Below are 24,756 nucleotides of genomic sequence, written 5' to 3'. Positions count from 1 at the left end.
ACCAAGGTCGACTCCCACCAGGTAGTCGCCAACCTTGGTTGGCGCTCTTGCCGCCTCACCCCGCGCTGCCGCCCAGTGCCTTGAACAAGGTCACGTCGTTGTTCAGCTGGCCCTGGCGCACGCGCGCCAGCGACAGCTCGGCATCGCGCCGGGTCTGCTGCGCTTCCAGCCAGGTGCGCAGGTCGGTGGCACCCACGCGGTAGCGCACTTCCTGCGCCCGTTCCACTTCCACCGCTTCGTCGTACGAAGCCTGCGAGGCCGCCACCTGGCGCGCCAGCTGCTCGCGTGCCGACAGCGCGTTGTCCACTTCCGAGAGCGCGGTATACAGCGTCTTGCGGAAATTGGTCGCGGCGATCTGGTAGGCGGTGCCGGCGATATCGGTATCCAGCTGCGCGCGCTGCAGGTTGAGGAACGGAAGCGACAGGCCGGCGCCCAGCGTGGCCACCGGGTTGCGCAGCACGTCACCCAGCGACGTTGCACTGGAGCCGAGGCTGCCGGTCAGGCTCAGCGCCGGGTAGTACTGGGTGGCGGTCACCTTGATGGTCTTCAGGCTGTTGCGCAGGCGCAGTTCGGCCGCGCGCAGGTCGGGACGGCGACCGAGCAGGTCGGTCGGCAGGCCCTCCGCGATGCTGGGGCTGCGTGCGCCGAGCAGGTCCTGCGGTTCGTCCTGCTGCGGCCAGGGCGTGCCGTCCAGCAGCACGGTCAGTGCATTGCGTGCCTCCACCCGCTGCTGTTCCAGCGCACTCTGCGAGGAACGCTGCGACTGCAGGTTCTGCAGTGCCTGGCGTACTTCCAGGCGCGATACCGCACCGGCGTCGAAGCGGGCCTGGACCAGTTCGCGGGTACGTTCCAGCCGCTCCAGGTTGGCCTGGCCGGTGGCGATGGATTGGTTGAGATAGGCCAGGTTCCAGTATTGGTTGATGGTGTCGCTGATCACCAGCAGCGCGGTGTTCTGCCGGTCTTCCTCGCTGGCCTCGGCTTCCCAGCGGGCGATGTCGCGCTGGGTGCGCAGGCGGCCCCACAGGTCCACTTCCCAGCCCAGCGAGACGCCGGTGGAATAGCTGCGGCGCCAGTCGTCGGCCTGGTCGGTGGCGCGGCTGGCGCTACCACTCACACCTGAAGACGAAGGCTGCGGCCACAACGCGTTGCTGGCCAGGCCGGCCTGCAGGCGCGAACGCTGCACGGCCAGGCCAGCGGCGGCAAGATCGCTGTTGGCGGCCAGCGCCTGCGCCACCAGACGGTCGAGACGTTCATCGCCGAAACCGGTCCACCAGGTGTCCTGGCGGATGTCGCGGCCCGGAGTATCCAGGCCGCTGCGCGGATCGTCGGCGGGCGCATTGAGGGTGGCGTCGCCACGACCGTAAGTCGCCGCCACGTCGGGGGCCTGCACCGGATAGCGGCCCATCGATGCGCAGCCGGACAGGGCGAGCAGTACAGCGCCCGCCAGCAGCAGGCGCGAGGGGGCAGGGAAGGGCAGTCGGGTCATCATCTTCATTCGCGGGCCAGGGCCTCCACCGGGTCGAGCTGCGCGGCGTTACGCGCGGGCAGGAAGCCGAACGCCACGCCGATCAGGGTCGAGCAGGCAAAGGCGGCGACGATCGAGGCGGTGGAGAACAGCACCTGGAAGTCGCTGGCGAAGCGGCCGATCATCGAGCCCAGCAGCAGGGCCAGGCCGATGCCGAGCACGCCGCCGAGCAGGCACACCAGCACTGCTTCGATCAGGAACTGCTGGCGGATATCACTCTGCCGTGCACCGACGGCCATGCGCACGCCGATCTCACGGGTACGCTCGGTCACCGACACCAGCATGATGTTCATCACACCGATACCACCGACCAGCAGTGCGATGGCGGCGATGGCGCCGATCAGCAGGGTCATCGTGCGCGTGGTCTGCTCGATGGTCTGGCGGATTTCGGCGCTGTTGCTGAGGAAGAAGTCCTCGGTGCCATGGCGCATGGTCAATAGTCGGGTGATCGCTTCCTGTGCGGCATCCATCGGCGTGGCGTCGTCCACGCGCACGGTGATGCTGGACACGTGGCTCTGGCCGAGCATGCGCGACATCACCGTGGTGTACGGCAGCCACACGCTCAGGCTGGTGCTGCCGCCGAACCCGAAGCTCTGGCGCTTGGCCACGCCGACCACGCGCGCCGGCACGTTGCCCAGCAGGATCACCTGGCCGATCGGATCGACATCGGGGAAGAACTGGGTCTGGGTGTTCTCGTCGATCACCGCCACCTGGCCGAGGCCCTTCACTGCATCGGCATCGAAGAAGCTGCCGCTGAGCAGGGTCACGCCCTTGACCCGGAAGAACTGCTCGCCAACGCCGCTGACCTGGGCGGTGGAGGACTGGTTGCGGTAACGCGCGGTGACCGAGGTCGATACGCTGGGCGTGGAGCTGTCGACGTAGCTCTGCCGGGCCAGAGCATCGGCATCACTGGCCTTGAGCGTCTGCACGCGGGCCGAGCGCATGTCGCCGAACCCGCGGCCGGGGTAGACGTCGATGGTATTGGTACCCAGCGCACTGATGTTCTGCAGGATCTGCTGCTGCGAGCCGTTGCCCAGCGCCACCACCGAGACCACCGAGGCGATGCCGATGATGATGCCGAGCATGGTCAGGAAGGTGCGCAGCCGATGTGCATTCATCGCCAGCAACGCCATGCGGAATGCTTCGGTGAAGCGGTCGCGCGCGGCCCGCCAGCTGTTGCCGCGGGCGACGCCGGTGCTGGCCTCGCGCTGCGCGCGGTAGGTCGGTGCATTCGGGTTGGCGCGGTCGGCGATGATCTCGCCGTCGCGGATCTCGATGATGCGCTGCGCGTGTTCGGCCACGCTCATGTCGTGGGTGACGATGATGATGGTGTGGCCTTCGGCGTGCAGCTCGCCGAGGATCGCCATCACTTCCTCGCCGGATTTCGTGTCGAGCGCGCCGGTCGGTTCGTCGGCCAGGATCACCTCGCCGCCGTTCATCAGGGCACGGGCGATCGACACGCGCTGCTGCTGGCCGCCGGACAGCTGGCCCGGCTTGTGGTGCATGCGATCGCTCAGGCCCAGCCGCTGCAGCAGCTGTTCGGCACGCGCGTTGCGCACCGGGCCGGGGCTGCCGGCGTACACCGCCGGCACTTCCACGTTGCCGCGCGCATCGAGGTCGCCCAGCAGGTGGTAGCGCTGGAAGATGAAGCCGAAATGCTCGCGACGCAGTTCGGCCAGCTCGTCCGGCTCCATCTTCCCGGTTTCGCGGCCGGCCACCTGGTAGCTGCCACGGGTGGGACGATCGAGGCAGCCGAGGATGTTCATCAGCGTTGACTTGCCTGAGCCGGACTGGCCGACGATGGCCACCATCTCACCGGCGTGGATGTCGAGGTTGACGTCACGCAGCACGGCGATCACATCGTCGCCGGCCGGGAATTCGCGTCGCAGGTCACGCAGGCGCAGCAGCGGCGCCGTCGTGCTCATCGGCGCCCCATGCCCGGGCCGCCGACCCGCATCTGCATGCCGCCGCGGTTGCCGCCGCCGGCGCTGGCACCGGCCGCACCGGCTTCGCCGACCACTACGCGCTCGCCTTCCTTCAGTCCCGACAGGATCTCGGCCGAGGCGCCGTTGTTGATGCCCACGGTAACCTTGCGCGGCTGCGGCTGGCCCTTGTCGTCCAGCACCCGCACCATGCGCTCGTCGCCACGGCGCTTCGGCCCCAGTGCCACCGCCGGCACCATCAGCACGCCCTTGGCCTGCTTCAGCAGTACCGAGACCTGCGCGGTCATGTCGATGCGCAGGGTGCCATCCGGATTCTCCACGTCGAACAACGCGTTGTAGTAGACCGCGCTGCTGGAACTGGAACTGGACGAACTGCTGGAACTGGACGAACTCTCGTTGGCGATCGAGGCCGGCGCCGGATTGATCTGGCGCAGCGTGGCGTGGTACTTGCGGTCCGGATCGCCCAGCGTGGTGAAGTACACCGGCATGCCGGCCTTGATCTTGACCACGTCGGCTTCGGAGATCTCGGCATTGACCGTGACCACGTCCAGCCGTGCCAGCATGACGATGGTCGGTGCGGTCTGGTTGGCGTTCACGGTGCGACCTTCCTCGGCCACCACCGCCACCACGGTGCCGTCCATCGGCGCGGTAATGCGGGTGTAGGCCAGGTTGGCGCGGGCGGTGCCCAGCTCGGTTTCGCGGCCCTTGATCTGCGCCTCGTAGGACTGCAGCTGGGCACGGGCGGTCTTCAGCTGCGCTTCGGCGGCATCGTATTCCTGGCGTGAGGTGGCCTCGGCCGCCAGCATCTGCTGCTGGCGCGCGAATTCCAGTTCGGCCTGGCGCAGGGTGGCCTGCTGCACGGCGCGCTGGGCGGTGACCTGGTCCAGCGAGGCCTGCGCATTGAGCACCTGGTTCTGCTGGGTGGTGGCGTCGATCTCGGCGATCAGGTCGCCTTCCTTCACGGTGTCGCCCAGCTGCACCTTCAGCGATTTGATCTGGCCCGAGGCCTGCGCACCGACGCTGACCAGCTTGTAGGCGTCGATCACGCCGGTGGCGTCCACCGTCTGCTCGATGTCACCGCGGCTGACCGGCGAGGTGGCCACCGCCGGGGCGGCGGGCTTGCGCAGCAGCCACCAGGCGGCCGCAGCGACGATCAGGGCAAGCAGGGCGATCAGTATCAGGCGACTCCGGCGGGTCGCAGGCAGCAGGCGGAACGTCACGTCGTGGCTTCACTCTCGGGGCCGCGGTGGCGGCATTGGTGGGCATTGTGAAGACCGGGCGATGGGCGGCTCAATCCTCGGGGTATGTCTCTATGTAACACTGTCGGTGAATACGCGTAACCACAGGTATCCCGCCCATGGCTGGATACACTGGTACGCATTGCCCCGGATGCGGTTCAGCTGCCGACACGGGATGATCGCGACATGGAGACTGAAAACACGATGCATCGACTGCTGATCGTCGACGACGACAACGACATCCGCACCCTGCTGGCCGAACAGCTCGGCCGGGCCGGCTACCAGGTGAGCACGGCCGCAGACGGCACCGCCATGCGCCAGCTGCTGGACCGCGAACACGTGGACCTGATCGTGCTCGACCTCAACCTGCCGCGCGAGGATGGCCTGACCCTGTGCCGCGACCTGCGCGCGCGCTCGAACACACCGGTGATCATGCTGACCGCGCGTGCCGAGCCGATCGACCGCGTGCTGGGCCTGGAAATGGGCGCCGACGACTACCTGGCCAAGCCGTTCGAACCGCGCGAGCTGCTGGCACGCATCCGCAACGTGCTGCGCCGGACCGAGGCGCTGCCGGCGAACCTGGAGCCGCTGGCGGTGCGCCGTGCGCGCTTCTCGCGCTGGGTGTTCGATCTGGAGCATCGCCACCTGGTGGACCCGGACGATCGCGTGGTGGTGCTGTCCGGCGCCGAGTTCCGCCTGCTGCGGGTGTTCATCGCCCACGCCAACAAGGTGCTGTCGCGCGAGCAGCTGGTCGCGCTCAGCAGCGGCCGCAACTACGAGGCACAGGACCGCGCCATTGATCTGCAGGTCAGCCGGCTGCGCAACAAGCTGGGCGACGACGGTGGCCCGGACGGACTGATCAAGACCGTGCGCAACGAAGGCTATGTACTGGCCTCCTCGGTGAACCTGGAATAAGCCGCGATGAAGCGCCTGCGCCATTTCCTGTCCTCGATGGTCGGGCGGTTGTTCGTGATCCTGCTGCTGGGCATGAGCGTGGCCGCGATTGGCGCGACCATGCTGGCCACTTCCAAGCGCCAGCAGGAGTTCGAGCGGCAGAACCTGAACCGCATCGCCGACCGCCTCCAGGGCTACGTCAACCTGCTCGACGGCAACCCCGAACTGCGCGAGCGCCTGCTCGAAATCGGTGGGCCGAGCGTGCGTGCGCTGCAACCCGGCGCACGCCTGGGGCGGGCCGATACCGCGTTGATGGAAGTGCTCGATGACCGGCCCGGCCCGGTCGCACGCGCGCATGTGCACTTCGCTTCGTTCCGCTCCTGCATTCCCAAGCTGCAGGACCTGCTGCCCCCGCCGCCACCGGGGCATCGCAAGCATCCGCGCGAACGTGATCCGGCGTTCATCCCGCCCAAGTGCCGTGCGGTCGACGTGACCCTCAACGACGGCACGCTGCTCAAGCTGGCGCTGGATTCGCCGGCGGTGGCACACAACGGCATCCTCGCCGTGGACCCGTGGTTCCTGACCCTGCTGGTGCTGGCGATCGCGGTGCTGGCCTATATCGTCGCGCGCATGGCCAGCGCGCCGCTGCAGGAACTGGCGGCAGCCGCCGAAGACCTGGGCGACGACCTGCAGCGCGATCCACTGCCGCTGCGCGGCCCGCGCGAAGTGCAGCGCGCCGCCGAAGCCTTCAACGCCATGCAGCATCGCCTGCAGCGGCACCTGGCCGAGCGAACGCAGATGCTGGCGGCGATCACCCATGACCTGCAGACCCCGCTGACCCGGCTGCGCCTGCGCCTGGAGAATGTCAGCGACGAGGTGCTGCGCGAGCGCCTGATCGGCGATCTGGCCGCGATGCAGGCGTTGGTGCGCGAAGGCCTGGAGCTGGCGCGCAGCGCTGAGAGCGCCGAGCAGCGCGCCGCACTGGACCTGGATTCGCTGCTGGAGAGCATCGTTGAAGACACGGCCGAGGGCGGCGGGGATGTCGTCTTTGAAGGTGGCAGCGGAGCGGTGTTGATGTTGCGTCCGCTGGCCATGCATCGCCTGTTTTCCAACCTGGTGGACAACGCGGTGATGTATGCCTACCGGGTGCGGGTACGGGTCGAGCGTAGTGGTGGCGCGATCACCGTGGTGGTGGCCGATGACGGCCCGGGCCTGGCCGAGGATCAGCTGGAAGCCGTGTTCGACCCGTTCGTGCGGGTGGAAACCTCGCGGTCGCGCGAAACCGGCGGCGCCGGTCTGGGCCTGACCATCGCCCGCGCCCTGGCTGAGAAAGACGGGGCGCGGCTGTGGCTGCGCAACCGCGTCGAAGGTGGGCTGGAGGCGGTAGTGCAGTGGCCGGCCAGTGCACAGGTGACGCCGCCGGGCCGCGCGGGCTGAGCCTTCGCGGCTGGCGATGGTGACGCCCTGGGCCGGGTTTGGCCTATCATCTGCGCATCTTCCCAGTTCCCCCCCGATGAGCCAGCCCGTTCCCGCCGGCATGCCGTCCCGCGCTGCCCGGCAGTTCCCGCATGCTGCCAGGCCCGGCAGCCCTGCCTGGCCGCCGCCGTTGCACTGATGGCCGGACAGGGGGACATCGGGCGCTGGGTGGAGCGCTGCGGATCAGATATCGGTCGATGGCTGCGACAGGGCCTGCTGTGGCTGCTGCTGGCCCTTGCACTGCCGGTGGCAGCGCAGGAGGGGGCTCCGCCACTGCGCGACTACGCCATTGATGTATGGACGTCGCGCAACGGCCTGCCGCACAACTCGCTGCGCGACATCGCGCAGACCCCCGAAGGCCACCTCTGGTTCGCCACCTGGGAAGGCCTGGTGCGTTACAACGGGCTGGATTTCACCGTGTTCGACCGCAGTACCCGCCCGGGCCTGCGCGACAACGGCATCGGCGCGCTGTTCGTCGACCGCCAGGGTGGGCTGTGGATCAGTGATTCGCGGGGCAATGTCAGCCATCGCGGCAACGATGGCCAGTGGCGTGTCTGGGAGCACCAGGCCGATACCCCGCAGGTCCTGATCCAGTCCATGCAGATGGACAGCCAGGGCCGCCTGTGGCTGCTGTATGAAGGCAAGGGCATCGGCTATCTGACGCCGGACACCGGCATCGTCTACCACGCTCCGGCCGCCGACCTGCCGATGGCGATGAGCTTCACCAAGCTGGTGGTCGATGCGCAGGACCGGGTCTGGGCCGGCACGTTGGATGGACTGGTGCTGCGCGACAACGACGGGGTGCTCAAGCGGGCGCCCGCGGCGTGGGGGCTGGGCGCCGGCAGTGGCCTGTCGTGGCCGTACCGCGCTCCGGATGGCGCGCTGTGGATCGTCGCCGGCGAGCGCCTGTACCGGGTGGAGGATGATCAGCTGGTGCTGATGCACCGCCTGCCGGGGCAGCTGCACCTGACCTCGATGCTGCAGGATCGCCATGGCGACCTGTGGCTGGGCACCGAGAACCAGGGCCTGCTGCGGATCTCAGCGCATGGCCTGGAGCGACTGCCGGCGGGCCTGAACCTGCCGGGTGGGCGCGTGGTCAGCCTGCGCGAGGATGCCGAGGGCAGCATCTGGGTGGGTGCCAACGGTGGCCTGTACCGCCTGCGCGAAACACTGTTCAGCAGCTACACCGAGCGCGATGGCCTCAGTGGCGACTATGTGCGCACCGTGTTCGAGGACCGCGAACGCCAGCTGTGGGTCGGCAGTGCCAGCGGCCTCGACCTGCAGGCTGCTGATGGCCGCTTCCGCGCGATGCCGCTGCACAACCGCGGCGGCAAGGCACCTTCGGTGCTCAGCCTGGCGCAGGGCCCGGACGGTGACCTGTGGGTCGGAACGTTCGGTGATGGCGTCTACCGTCTTGGCCCCGATGGCCGGCTGCGGCACAACTATGCCGCCGCCGATGGCATGCCGGGCGGCAACATCCGCGCGATCAGCGTGGACCCGCAGGGTGTGGTCTGGGCCGGCACCCAGAAGGGCGTGGTCCGCATCGACGGCGACCGCGTGCAGGTATCAAGCGTTGCGGGTATGCCCAGCGGCCTGATCACCGCGCTTGAGCACGATCACCAGGGCAACCTGTGGATCGGCACCATCGAGGGCATCCGCGTACTGCGCGGCGATCACGTGCAGTCGATCGACCTCGCGCCGATGGGCGGTGGCCGCAGCGTGTTCGGCTTCCATCAGCTGGGTGACGCGATGTGGATCAGCAGCGACCGTGGCCTGTACCGCTGGCGCAACGGCACGCTGGCACGGGTGGGGCTGGAGCAGGGCATGCCGGTGGATGCGGTGTTCCAACTGGTGCCGGATCGCCTTGGCAACGTGTGGATCAGCAGCAACCGCGGCGTGCTGCGCACCGACATGGCCACGCTCAATGCGGTTGCCGACGGGCGCGCACCCCGGGTGGTGGTGGAGCGCTACAACGAGATTGACGGCATGGCCAACGCGCAGGCCAACGGCAGCTCCGGGCCATCGGCGATCCTGCGCCAGGACGGCACGTTCTGGGTGGTCACCGCCGGAGGCCTGAGCACCGTCGATCCGCAACGCCTGCAGCGTTTCCGCGAGCGTCTTTCACCGCCGGCAGCGATTGAAAGCGTGCAGGTGGATGGCGCACCGGTGCATTGGGAAGGCCCGGACCGCAACTACATTCCCGGCGGCCGCCGCTTGGCGGTGAGTTATGTCGGCCTGAGCTACCTGATGTCTGACCGGATCCGCTACCGCACGCGGTTGGACGGCCTGGATACGGGGTGGGTCGAACGCGGCCCGCAGCGCAGCGTGGAGTTCGTCGGCCTGCCGCCGGGCGACTACACCCTGCACGTGGCCGCTGCCCATCCGAGTGGCAGCTGGGGCCAGCAGGAAGCGGTATGGAGCTTCACCGTGGAGCCGTTCTGGTGGCAGCGACGCAGCGTACAGGTGCTGGGTGGCATGTTGCTGCTGGCCGGGCTGGTGGCGCTGTACCGGCTGCTGCTGCAGCAGCTGAAGGCCAGCAACCTGCGCCTGGCACGGCGCGTGGACGAGGCGACCTTCGACCTGCAGGCCAAGACCGTGCACCTGCAGGCGCTGAACCAGGAAAAGACCGAGCTGGCCGAACGGTTGGCGCGGCAGGCCGAGGCATTCGAACGGCAGGCCCGCGAGGATGCACTGACTGGCCTGGCCAACCGCCGTGCTTTCGATGAAACGCTGGCGCGTGACTTCGCGCGTTCGCAGCGCAGCGGTCATCCGCTGTGCCTGGTGGTGCTGGATATCGACCACTTCAAGGACGTCAACGACCGCCACAGCCACAGCATCGGCGATGCCGTGCTGGTGCAGGTGGCGCGGTTGATCGCCGCCGCCAGCCGCGACTCGGACCTGCCGGCGCGGACCGGCGGCGAAGAGTTCGCGCTGCTGCTCAACGACACCCGCCTGGAGGAAGCCGCACAGCTGTGCGCGCGCCTGCGCGGCCTGTTCCACGACCATCCCGACTGGGCCGGGGTGGACGGACTGCGCGTGACCTTCAGCGCGGGCCTGGTGGAACTGGATGCCGACGACCGCACCCCGGCACTGCTGTACCAGCGCGCAGATCGCGCGTTGTACCGCGCCAAGAGCGACGGCCGCGATCGTACGAGTATTGGTTGATCGCATCCACGCATGGCGTGGATCTACCGTCCGGTGAGTGGTGGGTGCGGACCGTTGGTCCGCACTGCGTGGATGCGGTTGCGCCGTTGGCTGGCTTACCGCGGCCAGGCGTTGGCGATGGTGCAGAACAACCGCGCGGTCTGCTCGGTGTCATACACCGCGCTGTGCGCCTCGTTGGCATCCCAGCCCAGCCCGGCGGCGGTGGCCGCACGCGCCAGCACGGTCTGACCGTAGGCGATGCCGGCCAGGGTCACCGTGTCGAACACGCTGAACGGATGGAACGGGTTGCGCTTGTGCCCGGTCCGCGCCACCGCTGCATTGACGAAGCCGAGGTCGAAATGCGCGTTGTGGCCGACCAGGATCGCGCGCTGGCAGCCGTACTTCTTCATGGCCGCGCGTACCGGGGTGAAGATGTGGTCCAGCGCCGCCTTCTCTTCCTTGGCCAGCCGGAACGGGTGGTCGAGGATGATGCCGGTCACTTCCAGCGACTTCGGGTCGATCTCCAGGCCCTCGGCCGGCACCACGTGGGCACTGGCGGTCTGGCCGGGGTAGAGCAGGCCGTTCTCGTCCATCTCGATCGGCACCGCGGCGATCTCCAGCAGCGCGTTGCGCTGGCTGTCGAAGCCGCCGGTTTCCACGTCCACCACCACCGGCAGGAAGCCGCGGAAGCGTTGTGACATCGCGCGCTGCGCCTGGGGGACTGCGGAATCGGGAGCGGCGGCAGGTGCGGGGGTGGGGTCAGTCATGCGTGAATTCTAGCAGAGCGACCCTGAGCGCCCGGCCAGCCCTCGGTGCATGCGTTCCCTGCGCGGGCGTGTGTCGACCAAGGTCGACACCTACCGGGACACCGCGCGCTCAGGATTCCGGTAGGTGCCAACCCTGGTTGGCACACGGTGCGCCGACCAGGTTTGGCGATTACCGGACTGCTGGCCGTGCAGGCGTGGCCGAGGGAGACCACCGCGCCAACCACGCATCCACGCTCAGCCTGCCGGCGCCGGTGAAGATCAGCGGCAGCAGCATCGCCATGAACAGTACTGGCAGCTTGAAGTTGCCGAAGCCCTGGTCAGTGATCGCGTAGCCCATGGCCAGGTCGGCCAGCGAGTTCCACTCCATCGGCCAATGCACCGCATAGGTGGCCACTACGGTCAGCACCAGCAGGCTGGCGGCGGCAAACCGGGTGCCGAAGCCAACCAGCAGGCAGGCCGCGCCAATCAGCTCGAACCAGGTGGCAAGCTGCCAGTTCAGGGTGGCCGGCAGCTGGTCGAACGGGAACGGGAAAGCGTCCTGCAGGTCGGCGAACCAGTTCTGGCCGCGCAGCTTTTCGCGGCCGGATTCGAAGTATTCCCAGGCCAGCAGCAGGCGCAGGCCAAGCGGCGCCAACCAGGGGGCGAGACGGTCCAGCTGGCCGCGCGCGGCGGCCAGGGTCGGAAGGTTCATCGGTGGTTCTCCGGGGGGAAGGGGCGTCAGCCAGGGACTGTGAGCGGGCCGATCACGCCGGCCTGCAGGAACTGCTGCAGCAGTGCAGCACCGGGTTCGGCCAGCGCCTCCTCAGCCAGGCCGTGCGCGGCGGCCAATTGCCGCAGATAGGTATGTCCATCGAGGCCGGGTTGTTCGCCGATGCTGGACAGCAGGTATACCGCCAGCGGGCTGAGTGCGGCGAAGCGCACTTCGCCGTCAGCCTCACGGCGCACCAGCAGGCCGGTCGGTTCGGCTGGCGGGTGCATTGGTGCATCCTCGGCACCCAGCCGGTGCACCGGCCACTGGTACAGCAGCGGCCACGCCAGCGGCGAGCGCTGCAGTGGTACCTGCAGCGGATCGATGTTGCCCGGCGCCGGCAGCGGCTCGGCAGGAAGCTGGTACAGCGCGGTTTCCACCCACTCGTAGTGGGCCAGCTCGGGCAACGCCGGGTGCGGCAGCTGCGGCTGTGCCTGCAGCCACTGCACGAATTCGGCGGCCAGTTCGGTGAACAGCGGCGTCTGGCAGCGATGGGTGGCGAAGTAGTGGCGCACCAGGTCGCTCCAGGCCGGTTCGCCGAGCAGGCGCACGCAGACCGGGAAGCCGTTGCTCAACAGGCCCAGCAGGTTGTTGAACAGCAGCCGCTGGTACACCGCGACCCGGCGTGGTTCCAGCCCAGCGGGTGCGGCCACCGCCTGCGGATCGCGCAGGTGTGCGGTGAACGCATGCTGCTGTGCGCGCAGAGTGTGGGAGGTATCAGCCATGGGCGATACCGGCATGGCTGGACTGCAGGCGGCGGATGGTCTGCAGTTCGCCCTGCAGCTCGGCGTAGGGGGGGAAGTTGAAATCGCGTTCGAGCAGGGTGGGGCGTGGGCCGATGCGCGCGTAGGTACGCGCCAGCAGCTCCCAGACCGGGTCGATCACCGCGCTGCCATGGGTGTCGATCTTCAGGTCCGGTGCCTCGTCCAGGTGCCCGGCCACGTGCAGGCAGACGATGCGCTCTGCGGGCAGCCCGGCAATGAAGCTGTCGGCATCGTAGCCGTGGTTGCAGGCGTTGACGTAGACATTGTTGACGTCCAGCAGCAGATCGCAGTCGGCTTCGGCAAGCACCGCATTGGTGAAGGCCAGTTCGTCCATCGCCGGTTCCGGCGCCAGGTAGTAGGACACGTTCTCCACTGCGATGCGGCGACCCAGCAGGTCCTGCACATGGGTGATGCGTGCGGCGGTATGGCGCACGGCTTCGTCGGTGAACGGAATCGGCAGCAGGTCGTACAGGTGGCCGTCGTCGCTGCAGTAGCTCAGGTGCTCGCTGTACAGCGGCACGCGGTGTTTTTCCAGGAACTGGCCGACCTGTTCCAGCAGCTGCGTATCCAGTGGCGCGCTGCCGCCCAGCGACAACGACAGGCCGTGGCAGCTCAACGGATGGCGCTGCGCCAGTTCGGCCAGTGCATCCCCGGCGGGACCACCGACATGGATCCAGTTCTCCGGCGCGCATTCGAGGAAGTCGAAGTCACCGGCAGGCGCATCGCGCAGATCCTGCAGCAGCGCCCGGCGCAGCCCCAACCCAGCGGCCGCCGCACGAAGCGGCGACCGCAGGTGGACGGCGCTGGCGCGGACGTCAGTGCTTGGCACCGCACTTGCCTTCGCCGCACTTGCCCTCGGCCGACTTCTTGTCGCCGCTCTTGGCCTTGGCGCCTGCCGCAGCACCGGCGGCCTTGCCCTTGTCGGCGCCGCACTTGCCTTCGGCACTCTTGCCGTCGGCACCACATTTGCCTTCGGCGTGCTTGGTCGCGTCCGCGGCCATCTTGGTGTCCGCTGCCTTGGCATCGGTGCTGGCCTTGGCGGCCTGACCAGCGACCAGATAGCCCTGGGCCAGGTCGCTCATGCTCAGGGCCGAGGCACTGGCGGTCATGCCCAGGCCGGCGGCCAGGGCGGTAGCAGTCAGCAGGGACAGGGTCTTGTTGGAACTGCTCATCGGTGGTGCTCCTGGGTGGTGTGGGCAGATGCCCGGGTAGCCGGCAGGGATGCCGGTGGAAGCGATGGTGCAGCGATCCTACTCAACGAATCCTCGCCAAGACCTCAAATTTTCGTGAGGTTTGTTACAGAAGGGGAGACCAGCGGCCTGGTAGGCCACGCCATGCGTGAATGAACTGCCGGAACGCCCAAAACAAAAAGGCCGCTGTCACCAGGACAGCGGCCACCTTGGAGTCAACTCCGGTGTTGCAGTGCAGCGTCAGGGCTGGCCGGTGCTGGAGGTTTCGTCGCGTTTTTCACGCGGCGGCAGCGGCTGCTCACCGTGCACCAGGAACCACACGTTCTCGGCGATGTTGGTGGCGTGGTCGCCCACGCGCTCCAGGTTCTTGGCCATGAACAGCAGGTGCGTGCACGGGGTGATGTTGCGAGGGTCTTCCATCATGTAGGTCAGCAGCTCGCGGAACAGCGCGGTGTACTGCGCGTCCAGGCGGGCGTCGTCCTCGCGCAGGGCCAGTGCCGCGTCGGCATCGTTGTCGCGGTAGGCGGCAATGGCGCGGCGCACCTGCTGCGCGGCCAGGCGACCCAGCGCCCGCAGGCCCTGGATCTGTGGCAGCGGCGGCACCTTGCCCAGCGCGATCGAACGCTTGGCAACGTTGGCCGCATAGTCGCCGATGCGCTCGATGTCGGCCGGGATGCGCAGGCCGGCCAGGATCTCGCGCAGGTCGCGCGCCATCGGCCCACGCAGCGCCAGGCGCATCACGTCATGGCTGATCTGCTGCTCCAGCGCATCGATCGCTTCGTCGTTGGCGATGATGCGATGGGCGGCGTTCTCGTCGCGCTTCTCGATCACGTCCATCGCCGCTTCGAGCTGAGCGACGGCCATCTCGCCCATGCGCACGATTTCGGCCACCAGCCGCTGCTGTTCTTCGTCGTAGCTCTTGACGATGTGGTCGTTGGGAAGATTCATGGTCTGCAATCCGGGTAGAGCCAGGCCATGCCTGGCTGACGTGATTTGTAGAGTCGAGCCATGCTCGACTGACATTGTCTGTCTGTCGACTGACGTTTCAGCCGAAGCGACCGGTGATGTAATCCTCGGTCTGCCGCTGCGACGGCTGCGAGAAGATCACTTCGGTGCGGTCGTGCTCGATCAGGTCGCCCAGGTACATGAAGGCGGTGTAGTCGGACACGCGCGCGGCCTGCTGCATGTTGTGGGTGACGATGACGATGGTGTACTCGTGCTTGAGCTCTTCCACCAGCTGCTCGATGCGGCTGGTCGAGATCGGATCCAGCGCCGAGGTCGGCTCGTCCAGCAGCAGCACCGACGGGCGCAGGGCCACGGCACGGGCGATGCACAGGCGCTGCTGCTGGCCACCGGACAGGCCCAGTGCGCTCTGCCCCAGCTTGTCCTTCACTTCGTCCCACAGTGCGCCCTGGCGCAGTGCCTGCTCGACGCGGTCGGCCATGTCGGCCTTGCTCAGCTTCTCGTGGTGGCGGATGCCGTAGGCCACGTTCTCGAAGATGGTCATCGGGAACGGCACCGGCTTCTGGAACACCATGCCGACCTTGCTGCGCAGGCGGTTCATCGGGTACTTCGGCGACAGGATGTTCTCGCCGTCCAGCAGCACTTCACCACGCGCCTCCAGCTTCGGGTACAGCGCGTAGATGCGGTTGAAGATGCGCAGCAGGGTCGACTTGCCGCAGCCGGAGGGGCCAATCAGCGCGGTCACGCGCTTTTCCGGGATCTCCAGGTTGATGCCCTTCAGGGCATGGAACTTGTCGTAGTAGAAGTCCAGTCCACGCGCAGCCAGCTTCACCGGCGACGGCGTGTGCAGGCTCTCGTGCGAGGACGGCACGGCGATGCGCTGCATCGGCACGGCGTTGGAAAGGTCGTTCATGGCGTTATCCACGGAAAGGTCAGTCATGGGAGATACGGTTGCGCAGCAGGATGCCGCGGGCGGCAAGGCTGACCAGCAACACGAAGACAGTCAGCACCAGGGCACCGGCCCAGGCCAGCACCTGCCAGGATTCATACGGGCTGCCGGCGAACTGGTTCATCACCACCGGCACCGAGGCCATCGGCTGGAAGATGTTGTTGTTCCAGTACTGGTTGCCGAAGGCAGTGAACAGCAGCGGTGCGGTCTCGCCGGAGATGCGGGCCAGCGCCAGCAGGATGCCGGTGATGATGCCGGCCGACGCACTGCGGTACAGCACCTGCACGATCACCTTCCACTGCGGGATGCCCAGCGACAGGGCCGCTTCGCGCATCTGCGAGGGCACCAGGCGCAGCATTTCGTCGGTGGTGCGAACCACCACCGGCAGCACGATGAAGGCCAGCGACAGCGCACCGGCGAACGCCGAGAAGTTGCCGCCGGTCTGCATCACGTACAGCGTGTAGACGAACAGGCCAAGCACGATGGACGGCGCCGACAGTAGGATGTCGTTGACGAAACGGACCACGGTGCCGGCCTTGCGGGCGTTGCCGTACTCGGCCAGCCAGGTGCCGGCAAGCACGCCCAGCGGGGTGCCGATGCCGATCGCCAGCGCACACATCACGGCACTGCCGAAGAAGGCGTTGGCGAGACCGCCTTCCTGCATCGGCGGCGGCGTCATCTTGGTGAACAGATCCCAGTTGATGCCGGCCAGGCCCTTGGAGGCCAGGGTGAACAGGATCCAGCCCAGGAAGAACAGGCCGAACAGGGCGGTGGCGCAGGAGGCGGTGATCGCAACGACATTGCCGATGCGACGGCGCAGGTACAGCGAATCAGCGGTGGTGGACATCAGTTGCCCTCCTTGCGGGACAGGCGCATCAGCATCAGGCGGGCGATGGCCAGCACCACGAAGGTGACGATGAAGAGGACGAAGCCGAGCAGCAGCAGGGCCGAGCGATAGGTTTCAGTGGCTTCGCCGAAATCGTTGGCGATCAGCGCGGCGATGGTGGTGCCCGGTTCCAGCAGCGACGGCGACAGGCGAACGCTGTTGCCGATCACGAAGGCCACCGCCATCGTCTCGCCCAGGGCGCGGCCGAGGCCGAGGAAGATGCCGCCGATCACTGCCGAGCGGGTGTAGGGCAGCACGATGTCCCAGCTCACTTCCCACTTGGTGGAGCCCAGCGCGTAGGCCGATTCCTTCAGGCGGGTCGGCACGGTCAGGAACACTTCGCGCATCACCGAGGAGATGAACGGAATGACCATGATGGCCAGCACGAAACCGGCGGTGAGCATGCCGATGCCCAGCGGCGGGCCCTGGAACAGCGGGCCGATGATCGGCATCTCGCCCAGGGTTTCGTTGAGGAACGGAGTGACGTACTCGGTCATCACCGGCACCAGCACGAACAGGCCCCACATGCCGTAGATGATCGAAGGAATGCCCGCCAGCAGTTCGATGGCGGTACCGACCGGGCCACGCAGCCAGCGCGGCGCGACTTCGGTGAGGAAGAAGGCGATGCCGAAGCTGACCGGCACGGCGATGACCATCGCGATGAGCGCGGTGACCAGGGTGCCGTAGATCGGAGCGAGGGCGCCGAACTTGTTTTCGACCGGATTCCAGTCGGCGGAGAAGAAGAAGCTCAGGCCCTGCATCTGCAGGGCATGGCGGCCGCCCCACAGCATGGACAGCGCGGCGCAGGCCAGGGCGATCAGGACGAAGATGACGGTGCCGACCAGCACCCACCGGAACAGTTTGTCGTTGCGGGCATCACGCGCATCACGCGTGGACGGGGCGGCTACAGGCTGGGCGATGGCATTCATGGGGACGGCAGGGCCAGGAAGGGGCGGGGCGGCACGGCGTGGAAGAGGCGGTGCCCGCGCGGGGCGGGCACCGTCGTGTCCATCACTTCAGGTCGGTCGCCCAGTAGGCCTCGATCTGCTTGACCAGTTCGGCCGGCAGCGGCACGTAGTGCAGCTCGTTGGCCTGGGCCTGGCCGTTTTCGAAGGCCCACTTGAAGAAGGCCAGGGTGTCCTGGTTGCGCTTGGCATCCTTCGGCTGCTTCTGCATCAGCATGAAGTTGGTGGCAGTGATCGGCCACGCCTGCTCGCCCGGCGCGTTGGTGATGACCAGGTTGAAGTCCTTGGCGCTGGCCCAGTCGGCGCTGGCAGCCGCAGCGGCGAAGGTTTCCGCGCTCGGCTCGACCCAGTTGCCGGCCGCATTCTGCATGGCGGCGTACGGCATGCCGTTCTGCAGCGCGTAGGCCAGTTCGACGTAGCCGATGGAGCCCTTGATCTGCTTCACGTAAGAAGCGACGCCTTCATTGCCCTTGCCACCGACGCCGTCCGGCCACTGCACCGAGGTGCCTTCGCCGACCTTGCTCTTCCACTCCGGGCTGACCTTGGACAGGTAGTTGGAGAAGTTGAAGGTGGTGCCCGAACCGTCCGAACGGTGGACCAGGGTGATCTTGCCGTCCGGCAGCTTCACGCCCGGGTTGGCGGCGACGATGGCCGGGTCGTTCCAGGTCTTGACCTTGCCCAGGAAGATGTCGGCCAGCAGGGCGCCGCTGAGGCGCAGCTTGCCGGTTTCCAGGCCTTCGATGTTGACCACCGGCACCACGCCGCCGATGGCGGACGGGAACTGGGCCAGGCCGGCCTGGGCCAGCTCTTCGCTGCTCAGCGGCTTGTCGGAGGAGCCGAAGTCGACGGTGCCGGCCTTGATCTGGGCGATGCCGCCACCGGAGCCGATCGACTGGTAGTTGATCTTGGCGCCGGTGCTGGTGTTGTAGTCAGCCGACCACTTGGAGACCAGCGGGAAGATGAAGGACGCGCCCGCGCCGGACACTTCGGCGGTCACCTTGGCACCGGCAGCAGCCGGGGCGGCGGCACCGTCGGCAGCCGGCTGCTGCGCGGCCTGCTTGTCGCCACCGCAGGCCGACAGGCCCAGGGCGATGGCCAGGGAAAGGGCGGCAAGGCCGGCCGAGTGCAGTTTCATGGTCACTCCATAGCGGGGAAGAGCCGACGGCGTCGGCGGATGCGGCTATGAAATGATGTTTTTGTTACAGCCGTATTACGACCATGACAGAGGTGTCCTGGATCACGTTCTGACAAGGGTTTCACGGGGTTGGCCACGGTCCGGGAGACCCCCGGAGACCCCGGATCTGCGCACCGATATGACGGCCGGGGCTCTACAAACGCTCTTGCCTTTGCTCCTGCCTTTCATGACCCCACCGCGCCCCCGATGAACTGTCCAGAGTCGGCGCAGGGCCCAGCCCGGGACCGTTCGCGCCATGGATGGCGCGATCGAGCCCCCATGGACGGGTTTACGGCGTGTCCCGGGCTGGGCCCTGCGTCGGCTCCGGCCAGTAGATTGGAAGCGCAGCGCTCTTCACGTCCAACCCCCAAAAACAAGAAGAGCGCGAGATCTCGAGGATCTCGCGCCCGGGGTGGGATCGGCGGGGGAGAGAGGACCCGCCGATCCCGTTCCTGCGGGGGAACGCGCTTGCTTACTTCAGGTTCTGCGTCCAGTAGGTCTCGATCTGGCGGACCAGGCTGTCCGGCAGCGGCACGTAGTCCAGCTGGCGGGCCTGGGCGTCGCCGCTCTTGTAGACCCAGCGGAAGAACTCCTGGGTGGCCTTGCCGTTGGCAGGGTTCTTCGGCTTCTTGTGCACCAGGATGAAGTTGGTGGCGGTGATCGGCCAGGACTCGGCGCCCGGGGCATTGGTCATCACCAGGTAGAAGTCCTTGGCGCTGGCCCAGTCGGCGCTGGCAGCAGCGGCGGCGAACGAGGCGTCGCTCGGCTGCACGAAGCGGCCGGCGGCATTCTTCATCGCGGTGTACGACAGCTTGTTCTGCAGCGCGTAGGACAGTTCGACGTAGCCGATGCCGCCCTTGATCTGCTTCACGTAAGCGGCAACGCCTTCGTTGCCCTTGCCACCGATGCCGGCCGGCCACTGGACCGAGGTGCCTTCACCGACCGAGGTCTTCCACTCCGGGCTGACCTTGGACAGGTAGTTGACGAAGTTGAAGGTGGTGCCCGAACCATCCGAGCGGTGCACGACGGTGATCTTGGCGCTCGGCAGGGTCACGCCCGGGTTCAGCGCGGCGATGGCCGGGTCGTTCCAGGTCTTGATCTTGCCCAGGAAGATGTTGGCCAGCACGGTGCCGTCCAGCTTCAGCGCGCCCGGGGCGATGCCGGCCACGTTCACCACCGGCACCACGCCGCCGATCACCGACGGGAACTGCGCCAGGCCCGCAGCGGCCAGTTCTTCCGGCTTCAGCGGAGCATCGGAGGAGCCGAAATCAACGGTCTTGGCCTTGATCTGGGCGATACCACCGCCGGAACCGATCGACTGGTAGTTGACCTTGTTGCTGGTGGCAGCGTTGTAGTCGGCCGACCACTTCGACATCACCGGGTAGATGAACGAGGCGCCCGCGCCGGTGATTTCAGCGGCGTTGGCGGCGAACACGGACGACGCTGCGAAGACGGCAACGGCAACGCGCGACTTGAAGGCGTGGATCACGGGGTGGCTCCTGGGTTGATTGGGATGCGGGGTTACCCGCCCGGCGCACATTCCATAACGGTTCGATGACAGCGCAGGGACCGTTGTATGACGCAACCGTTACAGCGCTGCCCGGCGTCCGCACAGCCAGGGGCGTGAAGGTTCTGAGTGCTGCGGGCAACGTGATGACCATGCGCCGGAGACGGACGTGGCCCGGTTGCGATCACGTTCTACATGTCGCTGATGGACTGCCCGGTGTGGTCGTCAATGCCATCCCGGCCTGGCATTCCGCAGTGATGCCGCGTCATCCACACGAAACCATCGCTGCTGGTGAGGTCTGCGCGGCGGTCGGCCCGGGCCGGGACGCTGATACGTGACGCCATATGCCGCAAGGGATCGACAAGCATGTGGCGGCAAATGAGTCGTACGCATGACCGCACGAAGAAATCTGTGGTTGGTGCTCAGGTTGTCATTCGGCTGTCATGGTTTTAACGGAATGTTCGCAAAACGCTTGACCGGCCAGCCGGCGTGGCGTTCTGCCCAAGCCATTCCAACCCTCTGGAGAAATCCAAAATGCGTTCCCATTTGCTCGCCGCCGCGGTCGTTGCAAGCCTCGGTCTGGTTTCCGCCGACGCCTTCGCAGCTCCCGCCAGCACGGGCGTATCCCAGGCACAGCTGCAGCAGCTGCAGGCGCAGATCGCTGCCCTGCAGGCCCAGGTCCAGCAGTTGCAGAACGATTCGCAGGCGCTGCAGGCACAATCTGACGCGCAGTCCGAAGTGAACATCACCCAGGCCCAGGCTCTGGAAGGTGCACAGAAGACCCAGACCAGCGTCGACAAGCTGGCCAAGCTGGTCAATGACAACAAGATCGGCGGTCGCATGTTCTTCGACCTGACCAACATCGACAAGACCAGCAACGGCAAGGACACCGCCGCCAGCGGCACCGGTCTGGACGTCAAGCGCTTCTACCTGACCGTCGACCACAAGTTCAACGACATCTGGTCGGCCAACCTGACCACCGACTTCCAGTACAGCTCGGCCATCGGCAACACCGAACTGTTCGTCAAGAAGGCCTACGTGCAGGGTAGCTTCGACCCGGCCTTCAACCTGCGCGTCGGTGCCGCCGACATGCCGTGGATTCCGTACGTCGAGAAGTTCTACGGCATGCGTTATGTCGAGAACACCCTGACCGATCGCCTGAAGTACGGCAACTCGTCCGACTGGGGCCTGCATGGCTTCGGCAACCTGGGCAACAACTTCAACTACGCGGTCTCGGTTGTGTCCGGCGCCGGTTACAAGAACCCGACCCGCAGCAAGGGCATGGACGTGGAAGGCCGCGCGGCCTATACCCCGAACGAGAACTTCGTGGTTGCCGTCGGTGGCTACAGTGGCAAGCTGGGCAAGGAAACCGACATCCAGAGCGCCGAGAACACCTACACCCGCGCCAATGCGATGGTGGCCTACGCCAGCAGCGACTTCCGCGTCGGTGGCGAGTACTTCCAGGCCAAGAACCTCAACAACGTGATGACCGTTGCCACCGACAAGACCAGCGGCTGGTCGGTGTGGGGCAGCGTGCGCGTCACCGACGGCGGCATCAACGTGTTCGGTCGTTACGATGACACCGACGTCAGCAAGACGCTGGACCCGACCCTGAGCGACAAGTACTGGAACGTCGGCGTCGAGTTCCCGGTTATGAAGAACCTCAAGCTGTCGACCGTGTACAAGTACACGCACCTGGCCAACGCCAGCGACAAGAAGAACGACAAGACCAAGGAGTTCGGCGTCTGGGGCGACCTGTCGTTCTGATGTCCTGAAGCACTCTTGTCTACAAGCAAAGACGGCGGGCCCTGTGCCCGCCGTCCTTGTTTTGTCACACCACGAACGCGTTCACGCCTCGGCCGTGGTCTTTTCCTTGAACCGGCACAGGTCGGCGATCACGCAGCCCGGGCAATCCGGCTTGCGCGCCTTGCACACATAACGTCCGTGCAGGATCAGCCAGTGATGCGCGTCGAGCAGGAACTCGGCCGGAATCACCTTCACCAGTTTGTCTTCCACTTCGCGCACGTTCTTGCCCGGGGCCAGGCCGGTACGGTTGGAGACGCGGAAGATATGCGTGTCCACCGCCATCACCGGCTCACCGAACGCAGTGTTGAGCACCACGTTGGCGGTCTTGCGGCCCACGCCCGGCAGCGCTTCCAGTTCATCGCGATCGCGCGGCACTTCACCGCCGTGCTTCTCCAGCAGGATCGCGCAGGTGGCGATCACGTTCTTCGCCTTGGCGTTGAACAGACCGATGGTGGCGATGTACTGCTTCAGCCCGTCCTCGCCAAGCGCGAGGATCTTTGCCGGGGTATTGGCCACCGGGAACAGGCGGCGCGTGGCCTTGTTGACGCCCACGTCGGTGGCCTGCGCCGACAGCGCGACCGCCACCAGCAGTTCGAACGGTGAGCTGTACTCCAGTTCGGTCTTCGGGTGCGGATTGAGTTCGCGCAGGCGGGTGAACATTTCCACCACATCGGCGCGCGGCATGCTGCCACCGCGTCGCGCCGGCGCGCGCGGGGTCTTCTTCGCAGCGGCCATTACTGCTCCTTGCCGGTGGCGCGGGCCTTGGCCCGGGCGAGAATCGCGGCGGCGGCCGGGGGCAGGGCGGGCTTCACGTCCGGCGCCGGGGCTGGCGTGCGTCGCGCATCGCGTTCGGCCTCGCGGCGCGCCAGGCGCACGGCACGGGCACGGTAGCGTTCGCGTGCGGCCCAGGCCGCGTGCAGCTGCTGCTGGGCCTGCTGCAGGCGTCGTGGAAGGTCCGGGTGGCCGGGCAGCAGCTGTTCGTCGCCGGCACGGGCAACGTAGTCCATGAGACCGGCCTGCAGGGCGCCATCGAGATCGTCTGCCTGGACCCGGGCGAACAGCTGCGCGGGGTTGGGTCGGGATGCCATGGCGTCAGCGGTTCTGGAAGGCCGGCGGGCGGCGCTGCAGGAAGGCGCTGGTGCCTTCGCGCATGTCTTCGGTGGCGAACAGCAGGCCGAAATGCGCGCTTTCGTACTCCAGCCCAGCCTCCAGGCTGCATTCGCCACCCACGTGTACCGCGTCGAGCAGGCCACGCAGGGCCAGCGGGGCCGAGCGTGCCAGCTGGCGCGCGATGTCCTGTACACGGTTGTCCAGCGCATCGGCGGGCACCACCTCGTTGACGATGCCCAGTTCCAGCGCACGCGCGGCGTTGATCGGTGCACCCAGCAGGCACAGCTCCAGGGTGGCGGCGCGGCCGCACAGGCGCAGCAGGCGTTGACTGCCGCCGAAGCCGGGAATCAGGCCGAGATTGATCTCCGGCTGCCCGACCTTGGCCGTATCGGCAGCGATGCGCAGGTGGCAGGCCATGGCCAGCTCCAGCCCGCCGCCCAGGGCGAAGCCGTTCACGCGTGCGATCACCGGCTTGGGCATGCGCTCGATCTGGCGCATCAGGGCCTGGCCGAGCAGGGAGAAATCACGTCCCTGAACCGCACTGAGTGTGTTCATCTCGGCGATGTCGGCCCCGGCCACGAAAGCCTTCGGACCGGCACCGGTCAGCACCACCACGCGCACGTCCGGGTCGGCTGCGGCGGCGCTGAACGCCTCGGTCAGCGCCTGCAGGGTCGCGGCATTCAAGGCGTTGAGCTTGTCCGGGCGCTGGACGGTCACGGTGCGGATGGCGCCGTCGTCGGCGACAGCGATCAGGGCATCGGCCACGGGGAAACTCCTGAAACGTTAAAAAAAAGTGAGATTGAACTCCGCCAACGCAGACGGGTCTTAGCCTGCATCGTGAGTAGCGGTTACACGTTGTGCCCGTTATCCTAACCCGTCGCCTCAGGGCGGCGCAGAACGTCCCTGAGTTACCACCCCTGGAGAACTGTTTGATGAAGTTGCGTTCTATCGCGGTCGCCGTCGCGGCCCTGGCCCTGACGGGCAATGCCTTCGCCCAGGACGTCTCGTCCGAAAAGGGCAAGCTGAGCTACTACTTCGGTTACGACTACGGCAACAACCTGGCGGAGCTGACCGGTCGTGGTGAGCAGCTGGACATCAACTCGGTGGTGAAGGGTCTGCAGGACGCCTACGCCAAGAAGCAGCCGGCGATTACCGCCGACCAGCTGAAGCCGGCCGTTGAAGCGTTCCAGAAGCGCGAGCAGGGCCGTGCCCAGGCTGCCAAGGCCGAGTACGAAAAGGCTGCTGCCGAAAACAAGACCAAGAGCGATCAGTTCATCGCGGCGAACAAGGCCAAGGCCGGCGTGCAGTCCCTGCCGAGCGGCGTCCAGTACCGCGTGATTGAAGCCGGCAAGGGCGCCAAGCCGACCCAGGCCAGCACCGTGCAGCTGGAAGTGGCCGGTCCGTTCCCGTACGGCCAGCGCCCGACCGAAGCCCGCCCGGCCCAGCAGATTCCGTCGATCAAGGTCAGCGAAGTCGAAATGAAGGCCATGCGCGAGACCCTGCTGCAGATGCCGGCTGGCTCGAAGTGGGAAGTCACCCTGCCGCCGGACCAGGCCTACGGTGCCGACCCGCGCACCCCGTTCCCGCCGAACGTGGCTGTGCAGTTCGAGATCAAGCTGGTCAGCGTCAAGTAAATCGAAGCGGTAAACGAAACGCGCCGGTGATCCCACCGGCGCGTTTTTGTTTGCGCGGAGCGCGACGCTGCCG

At 67.0% G+C, this 24,756-nt stretch carries 22 protein-coding genes; 5 read left to right on the top strand and 17 right to left on the bottom strand.

Translation table 11 applies throughout. The annotated features are described in order from the left end of the window. Positions 1 to 55: 55 nt before the first annotated feature. Genes R1L06_RS03005 through R1L06_RS02995 form a run of 3 tightly spaced genes read right to left on the bottom strand, consistent with a single transcriptional unit; the run spans position 56 to position 4,688 of the window. Positions 56 to 1,495: an efflux transporter outer membrane subunit gene (locus R1L06_RS03005; RefSeq protein ID WP_317216880.1), complete on the bottom strand. Its 1,440-nt coding sequence runs from the start codon at positions 1,493 to 1,495 to the stop codon at positions 56 to 58. After that, entirely contained in the window at positions 1,492 to 3,450 is a 1,959-nt protein-coding gene (locus R1L06_RS03000; protein ID WP_032127910.1) for a MacB family efflux pump subunit, read from the bottom strand. Before R1L06_RS03000 ends, R1L06_RS03005 begins: the two co-directional genes overlap by 4 nt. Beyond that, positions 3,447 to 4,688, bottom strand: a complete 1,242-nt coding sequence (locus R1L06_RS02995) for an efflux RND transporter periplasmic adaptor subunit (RefSeq protein WP_087922020.1) — start codon at positions 4,686 to 4,688, stop codon at positions 3,447 to 3,449. Before R1L06_RS02995 ends, R1L06_RS03000 begins: the two co-directional genes overlap by 4 nt. A 204-nt stretch (positions 4,689 to 4,892) precedes the next feature. On the opposite strand from R1L06_RS02995, the gene R1L06_RS02990 reads away from it, so the two are divergent. From R1L06_RS02990 to R1L06_RS02980, 3 genes are all read left to right on the top strand, one after another. Further along, entirely contained in the window at positions 4,893 to 5,621 is a 729-nt protein-coding gene (locus R1L06_RS02990; protein ID WP_005408779.1) for a response regulator, read from the top strand. A 6-nt stretch (positions 5,622 to 5,627) separates the two neighbouring features. Continuing rightward, entirely contained in the window at positions 5,628 to 7,037 is a 1,410-nt protein-coding gene (locus tag R1L06_RS02985) for an ATP-binding protein (protein WP_032127908.1), read from the top strand. Between the two features lie 177 nt (positions 7,038 to 7,214). Beyond that, positions 7,215 to 10,241 carry a two-component regulator propeller domain-containing protein gene (locus R1L06_RS02980; RefSeq protein WP_317216879.1) on the top strand — a complete coding sequence of 1,009 codons (3,027 nt, stop codon included), beginning with the start codon at positions 7,215 to 7,217 and terminating at the stop codon, positions 10,239 to 10,241. A gap of 95 nt (positions 10,242 to 10,336) precedes the next feature. On the opposite strand, the gene rnt is transcribed toward R1L06_RS02980, so the two are convergent. From rnt to pstS (R1L06_RS02925), 11 genes are all read right to left on the bottom strand, one after another. Further along, positions 10,337 to 10,987: a ribonuclease T gene (gene rnt / locus R1L06_RS02975; protein ID WP_014036542.1), complete on the bottom strand. Its 651-nt coding sequence runs from the start codon at positions 10,985 to 10,987 to the stop codon at positions 10,337 to 10,339. A 169-nt stretch (positions 10,988 to 11,156) separates the two neighbouring features. Continuing rightward, positions 11,157 to 11,678 carry an HvfX family Cu-binding RiPP maturation protein gene (locus tag R1L06_RS02970; protein ID WP_317216878.1) on the bottom strand — a complete coding sequence of 174 codons (522 nt, stop codon included), beginning with the start codon at positions 11,676 to 11,678 and terminating at the stop codon, positions 11,157 to 11,159. A 26-nt stretch (positions 11,679 to 11,704) separates the two neighbouring features. Continuing rightward, the gene (locus R1L06_RS02965) at positions 11,705 to 12,460 is read right to left on the bottom strand and encodes an HvfC family RiPP maturation protein (protein ID WP_317216877.1); all 756 of its coding nucleotides are present in this window, start codon (positions 12,458 to 12,460) and stop codon (positions 11,705 to 11,707) included. Beyond that, a complete protein-coding gene (locus tag R1L06_RS02960) occupies positions 12,453 to 13,328 on the bottom strand; it encodes an HvfB family MNIO-type RiPP peptide maturase (RefSeq protein ID WP_121503827.1) in 876 nt (291 codons plus the stop codon). Before R1L06_RS02960 ends, R1L06_RS02965 begins: the two co-directional genes overlap by 8 nt. Continuing rightward, positions 13,315 to 13,671: an HvfA family oxazolone/thioamide-modified RiPP metallophore gene (locus R1L06_RS02955; protein ID WP_032127903.1), complete on the bottom strand. Its 357-nt coding sequence runs from the start codon at positions 13,669 to 13,671 to the stop codon at positions 13,315 to 13,317. Before R1L06_RS02955 ends, R1L06_RS02960 begins: the two co-directional genes overlap by 14 nt. A 258-nt stretch (positions 13,672 to 13,929) precedes the next feature. Next, positions 13,930 to 14,637 carry a phosphate signaling complex protein PhoU gene (gene phoU / locus R1L06_RS02950; protein ID WP_008265615.1) on the bottom strand — a complete coding sequence of 236 codons (708 nt, stop codon included), beginning with the start codon at positions 14,635 to 14,637 and terminating at the stop codon, positions 13,930 to 13,932. A gap of 97 nt (positions 14,638 to 14,734) precedes the next feature. Further along, a complete protein-coding gene (gene pstB / locus R1L06_RS02945) occupies positions 14,735 to 15,565 on the bottom strand; it encodes a phosphate ABC transporter ATP-binding protein PstB (RefSeq protein ID WP_005408788.1) in 831 nt (276 codons plus the stop codon). A 19-nt stretch (positions 15,566 to 15,584) separates the two neighbouring features. After that, the gene (gene pstA / locus R1L06_RS02940) at positions 15,585 to 16,448 is read right to left on the bottom strand and encodes a phosphate ABC transporter permease PstA (protein ID WP_032127902.1); all 864 of its coding nucleotides are present in this window, start codon (positions 16,446 to 16,448) and stop codon (positions 15,585 to 15,587) included. Continuing rightward, the gene (pstC, locus tag R1L06_RS02935; protein ID WP_049421601.1) at positions 16,448 to 17,416 is read right to left on the bottom strand and encodes a phosphate ABC transporter permease subunit PstC; all 969 of its coding nucleotides are present in this window, start codon (positions 17,414 to 17,416) and stop codon (positions 16,448 to 16,450) included. The genes pstA and pstC overlap by 1 nt, the downstream gene beginning before the upstream one ends. Before the next feature lie 82 nt (positions 17,417 to 17,498). Beyond that, positions 17,499 to 18,587, bottom strand: a complete 1,089-nt coding sequence (gene pstS, locus R1L06_RS02930; RefSeq protein ID WP_317216876.1) for a phosphate ABC transporter substrate-binding protein PstS — start codon at positions 18,585 to 18,587, stop codon at positions 17,499 to 17,501. A 511-nt stretch (positions 18,588 to 19,098) separates the two neighbouring features. Then, a complete protein-coding gene (pstS, locus tag R1L06_RS02925; RefSeq protein WP_317216875.1) occupies positions 19,099 to 20,115 on the bottom strand; it encodes a phosphate ABC transporter substrate-binding protein PstS in 1,017 nt (338 codons plus the stop codon). 552 nt (positions 20,116 to 20,667) lie between these two features. Between pstS (R1L06_RS02925) and R1L06_RS02920 the strand changes: the two genes are divergently transcribed. Beyond that, on the top strand, positions 20,668 to 21,900 hold the full coding sequence (locus R1L06_RS02920; RefSeq protein ID WP_032127900.1) for a porin: 1,233 nt from the start codon (positions 20,668 to 20,670) through the stop codon (positions 21,898 to 21,900). An 81-nt stretch (positions 21,901 to 21,981) separates the two neighbouring features. Here the strand turns inward: R1L06_RS02920 and nth are convergent, their stop codons facing one another. From nth to R1L06_RS02905, 3 genes are read right to left on the bottom strand one after another with little or no spacing between them, the layout of a single operon-like run. Then, positions 21,982 to 22,674 (bottom strand): endonuclease III, encoded by a 693-nt coding sequence (gene nth, locus R1L06_RS02915; RefSeq protein ID WP_049463598.1) that lies wholly within the window; start codon positions 22,672 to 22,674, stop codon positions 21,982 to 21,984. Then, the gene (locus R1L06_RS02910; RefSeq protein ID WP_049399879.1) at positions 22,674 to 23,027 is read right to left on the bottom strand and encodes a hypothetical protein; all 354 of its coding nucleotides are present in this window, start codon (positions 23,025 to 23,027) and stop codon (positions 22,674 to 22,676) included. Before R1L06_RS02910 ends, nth begins: the two co-directional genes overlap by 1 nt. A 4-nt stretch (positions 23,028 to 23,031) precedes the next feature. Next, positions 23,032 to 23,814, bottom strand: coding sequence for an enoyl-CoA hydratase/isomerase family protein (locus R1L06_RS02905; RefSeq protein WP_317216874.1), 783 nt, complete (start codon positions 23,812 to 23,814; stop codon positions 23,032 to 23,034). Between the two features lie 167 nt (positions 23,815 to 23,981). Here R1L06_RS02905 and R1L06_RS02900 point away from each other — a divergent pair, with 167 nt between their 5' ends. Next, positions 23,982 to 24,683 (top strand): FKBP-type peptidyl-prolyl cis-trans isomerase, encoded by a 702-nt coding sequence (locus R1L06_RS02900; protein WP_032127896.1) that lies wholly within the window; start codon positions 23,982 to 23,984, stop codon positions 24,681 to 24,683. The last annotated feature ends 73 nt before the right edge of the window (positions 24,684 to 24,756 follow it).

Origin of the sequence: Stenotrophomonas mexicanensis, from assembly GCF_032911605.1 — a bacterium.
GTDB classification, from domain to species: Bacteria; Pseudomonadota; Gammaproteobacteria; order Xanthomonadales; family Xanthomonadaceae; genus Stenotrophomonas; species Stenotrophomonas maltophilia_A.
The sequence above is the reverse complement of the archived record's forward strand: the minus strand, read 5'-3'. Positions and strand labels throughout refer to the sequence as shown.

What these genes read in the sequence shown, in the direction of transcription:
- R1L06_RS03005 (WP_317216880.1), bottom strand. Translation starts at nt 1,495, where the DNA reads ATGAAGATGATGACCCGACTGCCCTTCCCTGCCCCCTCGCGCCTGCTG.
- R1L06_RS03000 (WP_032127910.1), bottom strand. Translation starts at nt 3,450, where the DNA reads ATGAGCACGACGGCGCCGCTGCTGCGCCTGCGTGACCTGCGACGCGAA.
- R1L06_RS02990 (WP_005408779.1), top strand. Translation starts at nt 4,893, where the DNA reads ATGGAGACTGAAAACACGATGCATCGACTGCTGATCGTCGACGACGAC.
- R1L06_RS02985 (WP_032127908.1), top strand. Translation starts at nt 5,628, where the DNA reads ATGAAGCGCCTGCGCCATTTCCTGTCCTCGATGGTCGGGCGGTTGTTC.
- R1L06_RS02980 (WP_317216879.1), top strand. Translation starts at nt 7,215, where the DNA reads ATGGCCGGACAGGGGGACATCGGGCGCTGGGTGGAGCGCTGCGGATCA.
- rnt (WP_014036542.1), bottom strand. Translation starts at nt 10,987, where the DNA reads ATGACTGACCCCACCCCCGCACCTGCCGCCGCTCCCGATTCCGCAGTC.
- R1L06_RS02970 (WP_317216878.1), bottom strand. Translation starts at nt 11,678, where the DNA reads ATGAACCTTCCGACCCTGGCCGCCGCGCGCGGCCAGCTGGACCGTCTC.
- R1L06_RS02965 (WP_317216877.1), bottom strand. Translation starts at nt 12,460, where the DNA reads ATGGCTGATACCTCCCACACTCTGCGCGCACAGCAGCATGCGTTCACC.
- R1L06_RS02955 (WP_032127903.1), bottom strand. Translation starts at nt 13,671, where the DNA reads ATGAGCAGTTCCAACAAGACCCTGTCCCTGCTGACTGCTACCGCCCTG.
- phoU (WP_008265615.1), bottom strand. Translation starts at nt 14,637, where the DNA reads ATGAATCTTCCCAACGACCACATCGTCAAGAGCTACGACGAAGAACAG.
- pstB (WP_005408788.1), bottom strand. Translation starts at nt 15,565, where the DNA reads ATGAACGACCTTTCCAACGCCGTGCCGATGCAGCGCATCGCCGTGCCG.
- pstA (WP_032127902.1), bottom strand. Translation starts at nt 16,448, where the DNA reads ATGTCCACCACCGCTGATTCGCTGTACCTGCGCCGTCGCATCGGCAAT.
- pstC (WP_049421601.1), bottom strand. Translation starts at nt 17,416, where the DNA reads ATGAATGCCATCGCCCAGCCTGTAGCCGCCCCGTCCACGCGTGATGCG.
- pstS (WP_317216876.1), bottom strand. Translation starts at nt 18,587, where the DNA reads ATGAAACTGCACTCGGCCGGCCTTGCCGCCCTTTCCCTGGCCATCGCC.
- R1L06_RS02920 (WP_032127900.1), top strand. Translation starts at nt 20,668, where the DNA reads ATGCGTTCCCATTTGCTCGCCGCCGCGGTCGTTGCAAGCCTCGGTCTG.
- nth (WP_049463598.1), bottom strand. Translation starts at nt 22,674, where the DNA reads ATGGCCGCTGCGAAGAAGACCCCGCGCGCGCCGGCGCGACGCGGTGGC.
- R1L06_RS02910 (WP_049399879.1), bottom strand. Translation starts at nt 23,027, where the DNA reads ATGGCATCCCGACCCAACCCCGCGCAGCTGTTCGCCCGGGTCCAGGCA.
- R1L06_RS02900 (WP_032127896.1), top strand. Translation starts at nt 23,982, where the DNA reads ATGAAGTTGCGTTCTATCGCGGTCGCCGTCGCGGCCCTGGCCCTGACG.